Origin of the sequence: Shewanella sp. 4t3-1-2LB, from assembly GCF_017368415.1 — a bacterium.
Classification (GTDB): Bacteria; Pseudomonadota; Gammaproteobacteria; order Enterobacterales; family Shewanellaceae; genus Shewanella; species Shewanella fodinae.
The window spans coordinates 1-3,778 of record NZ_JAFNJD010000088.1 but is presented as its reverse complement, the minus strand read 5'-3'; the positions used below and the strand labels follow the sequence as shown (position 1 = coordinate 3,778).

At 45.4% G+C, this 3,778-nt stretch carries 5 protein-coding genes; 1 reads left to right on the top strand and 4 read right to left on the bottom strand.

Going from position 1 to position 3,778, the window contains the following annotated elements:
- Positions 1 to 188: 188 nt before the first annotated feature.
- On the top strand, positions 189 to 656 hold the full coding sequence (locus J3L11_RS18575) for a MarR family transcriptional regulator (protein ID WP_207571954.1): 468 nt from the start codon (positions 189 to 191) through the stop codon (positions 654 to 656).
- A 299-nt stretch (positions 657 to 955) separates the two neighbouring features.
- Here the strand turns inward: J3L11_RS18575 and nrfD are convergent, their stop codons facing one another.
- The 4 genes from nrfD to J3L11_RS18555 all read right to left on the bottom strand — a co-directional run bounded on the left by nrfD (position 956) and on the right by J3L11_RS18555 (position 3,611).
- The gene (gene nrfD, locus J3L11_RS18570) at positions 956 to 1,897 is read right to left on the bottom strand and encodes an NrfD/PsrC family molybdoenzyme membrane anchor subunit (protein WP_189617280.1); all 942 of its coding nucleotides are present in this window, start codon (positions 1,895 to 1,897) and stop codon (positions 956 to 958) included.
- Complete coding sequence (locus J3L11_RS18565) at positions 1,894 to 2,574, bottom strand: 4Fe-4S dicluster domain-containing protein (RefSeq protein WP_207571953.1); 681 nt, start codon at positions 2,572 to 2,574, stop codon at positions 1,894 to 1,896. Before J3L11_RS18565 ends, nrfD begins: the two co-directional genes overlap by 4 nt.
- A gap of 10 nt (positions 2,575 to 2,584) precedes the next feature.
- Positions 2,585 to 3,055, bottom strand: coding sequence for a nitrite reductase (locus J3L11_RS18560; protein ID WP_207571952.1), 471 nt, complete (start codon positions 3,053 to 3,055; stop codon positions 2,585 to 2,587).
- Between the two features lie 88 nt (positions 3,056 to 3,143).
- Positions 3,144 to 3,611, bottom strand: coding sequence for a hypothetical protein (locus J3L11_RS18555; protein ID WP_133038181.1), 468 nt, complete (start codon positions 3,609 to 3,611; stop codon positions 3,144 to 3,146).
- Positions 3,612 to 3,778: the final 167 nt, after the last annotated feature.

The window sequence follows — 3,778 nt, the reverse complement described above, 5'->3', positions numbered from 1 at the left end:
CTGGTAGGTTTAAATAGAAATTATATATCAGTGGTATTCTCACGAAATCTGCAATTGATAATTAACCGCATTATCAACCTTATTTCAGACCCTAGAGGTTTATTCAGAAAATGCGAGTTGTCTTACTGATGCGCTATGTAAAGAAATGTAAGCTGACAAATCGATTTTTCCCGTAGTAGGTTTATAAGATGCAAGAAAAATCCGGTTTTGTTATGGTTGATATACTCCGCATGCTGAGTATTGCTTTTCAAGTTCATGAGAAAATTGCAGATATCAGCCTAGTACAAGCAGATGTCCTAAAAAGAGCAGATATGACGCCTGGGATAAGACAGGTTGAACTGGCCGAACAGATGCGAATGCAGCCCGCCAAATTAGGTCGAATTGTTGATCAATTGGCAGAGATGGGGTTGCTGGAAAGACGCAAACCTACCAATGATCAGCGAGTGAATGGTTTGTTTGTCACCAGCGCTGCGTCTGAAAACCTGAAGATAATTGGTGATGTTATTGATGAACTGTGGGTGCCAGCGTGGAAGGACATCGACCCGCAGCATGTCGAAATATTCCGTCAGGTTCTGTTGAAAATTCAACATAATCTCGCCAGTCACAGCGACCATCCAAGCATCCGTCGTTCGACAAAACCACTCTTAGAAGATTAGCAGCCCTTTTGACGCTATATCTTTATGTAAACGCTGAATACCCTAACATCAAACAAGTTGGAAAGAGTTTAACGAATCAAAGAGATGCGGCTGATCATCACCATATTGCAACCAATAAAAAGCCACCTGCGTGCTCAACAGGTGGCAAAACCCGTGGAGGTTCGGGTAATGTGTGGATAAAGAGCAAAATGGCGTCCTGCCCAATGACCTCCGTGTTTTACGGCATACATAACTGCCTTAAACTCGAATACAGCTCTTTCTAGCATTTATCGTTATTATCTAAGCTCACACATAATCCATTAGGCGATAGTCATCTGCCCTGCGTACAGAATAAAATGACGCAGCAGTATCACCCCAATCAAACTACAGGTTGCAGTCCCCGCAACATAAGCAAAACGGCGTTTGGCGGTAGCGGTCATGAACAGATTCATTGCCAGCGGCACAGATAGGCCAACCAACAGGATCCCCACCCAGAACACCACACCCCAGAAACCAAAACCTAAGGCATTGGCGGCAGCCACTTTGGCTTGTCCCCCGGTCAGAACCAACCCAAGGAAGAAGGTGAAAATGGCTACCATCTCTACCAAAATCAGCGGGATTTCGATCTTATGGATCAAATGCACTTCACGTCCATCAGGGTTGCCTTTCATCAGCACACCACCCAACAGTGATGCAGCGGCACCAGAAGACAGCGCTGATAACAGGAACAGGATAGGCAGTACTGGGTTCTTCAGCATCGGATAGCCAGGCAAAGCCGACAGCAGGAAGCCAGTGTAGGCACCCAATGCCAAAGCCAGAATGACCAACAACCCGGTGATAGTCGCTTCACTGCTGCTCAGGAATGCGCTCAGTTTAAGCACCCAAGGGAAGCGAGTTCGACACCATTCGTCAATGACTGGACGGAACACCAGCGCTATCCACAGGAACATGAACACCATGTAAATACACAGGATGATCACGCCCACTGACATAACGGAAGTCAGGTTATAGAACACCATGATTTTCCAGAAATGTAGTGGTTTGGTCAGGTCAGTGACTAAGATCCCCAAACCTGCCATGACAGTGATAGGCGCAACAATACAAGCCGCCTGAACAAACCCAGACTTGTATGCGTCACCGCGTAAAATAAAGTTCTTCAACAGCACGGCGAAAAACATAGCACCGCCTGAAACCCCGGCAAAAAACAGGTAAAAAGCGATTGGCCAATGCCAGACCAGATGCTCAAAATGGAAAGGGCTCATACGTTTATCCCTCCCTGCTTAGCTTGAATACGGAACAATTTAGGATGAGTTCCCAAATCTCTCTTATTGCGATACACCGGATTTTCTTCCAGCGCTTTGACTATCTCTGAATTGGGATCATTCAAGTCACCAAATACCAGCGCTTTAGTCGGACACGCTTCCACACAAGCGGGCTGTTTGCCTTGTTTGAGCTGAGTTTCACGGCAGAAATCACATTTATCAGCGGCTTTGGTCACCGGATTGATAAAGCGAATGTGGTAAGGACAAGCCGCAATACAATACTGGCAACCTACACACTTCCAAGAATTCACACTAACAATGCCGGTTTTCTCGTCTTTAAATGCAGCGCCGGTTGGGCACACATGCACACAAGGTGAATCTTCGCACTGTTCACAGGATTTACGGGTAAAGTGATAGTACTGATTCGGATATTCACCAAACGGGCCAGTGCGGATGATTTCCAGACGTGCCACCCCTTCTGGCACCTGATTTACCTTGCGGCAATTATCAGCGCAGGCATTACAGCCAATACATTTGTTTTCGTCATGCAGCATGGCGTATTTGACTGCACCTTTCTGCTGTTCACCGGCCACTTCACCATTGGTCAGTACATACAGAGAGATGCCAGCAATCACTGCCCCGCTGCCCTGTAAAAATTGTCTTTTTGACTTATCCATCACGCACCCCCTACTTCGCATGACATTGACGGCACAACTGACTGTGTTGTGTACCGGTCATTTTGGTCATCGGATCTGTCGCCGGGTGGAGTTGGTGGCAAGCAGCACAACTTACTTTGTTAGCGTGGACGTTATGAGTCCATTCGCCTGCAGCCAGTTTTTCCGGGCGGTGACATCTGAGACAGGTTTTGTTCTGCTCTTGGGGAGCGATCTCTGGATCGGGGTTAAATACCCGAATGTCGTTGGGTTTGCGGGGATGGACGCCCTGTTCACCGTGGCAGGTACTGCAAGTGAAATGCATTTTGTCCTGTCCGTGAACCCCCAGCATTGTGCCATTGCGCTTGTGGCATTTTAGGCAGGGGCCATCATTGATTTTCAGCGCGGTAGATGTTTCTGCATTGGCGGTGCCGGCTGTGCCGAAACCCAACAGGCATACCAATGTGGCAACACCGAGCACTGTGCGCCAAGTATTCCTGAACATAGTTCGTTACCTGATTATTAGTTTGTTATTTTTGAGAAGAAGGGTGACAACCTTTTTTTCAGATTGTCACCGACATCGACTGTAAACATCAGGCAGCCAAGGCCTGCATTAAATGCTGTTTATCCATTGGGCAGTTACGCTTCATATCAATCAATCTGATGTTGAGTTTCTGAAGCAGTGGTTTGATTTCTGCACTAGATTTATCGCTGAAATCAGAAATCACCATTTTGATTTCTGATGAGTTCTGGTCAATCAGCACATAGTCCAGATACCCATGAGGTTCAGCTTCGTCTGCATTAACTTCGATAACAGACTCCAATGGAACGTGACTGCAGATTTCATATTCACCTTTAGTCAGACTCTTCAGAGACTTAAGAAAACCTAAGCTTTCATTATCAAACAGACGGTCTTTAATCTTTGCATGTACTGGCGCTGCAGTTTCTGACTTGAAAAACTTAATGCAAGTCATCACGAATGTAACAGCGATAAAAGGAACTGCAATGAACAATACAAAGTAGATAAACGCATAACTGAGATATACAGATGCGGTGCTCATATTAACCTCCAACTATCATGTTGTATTTATTTATTAGCGATTATTTCGCAATTAAATTATTGGCAGAAAGTGCAAGTATATTAGTGATCCGAATCACATCAAGTGGTGGAGAAAATGAGCAGTTTTAAATTTTAAGAGGTTAATTTAATTACTATTTTCTAAAAACA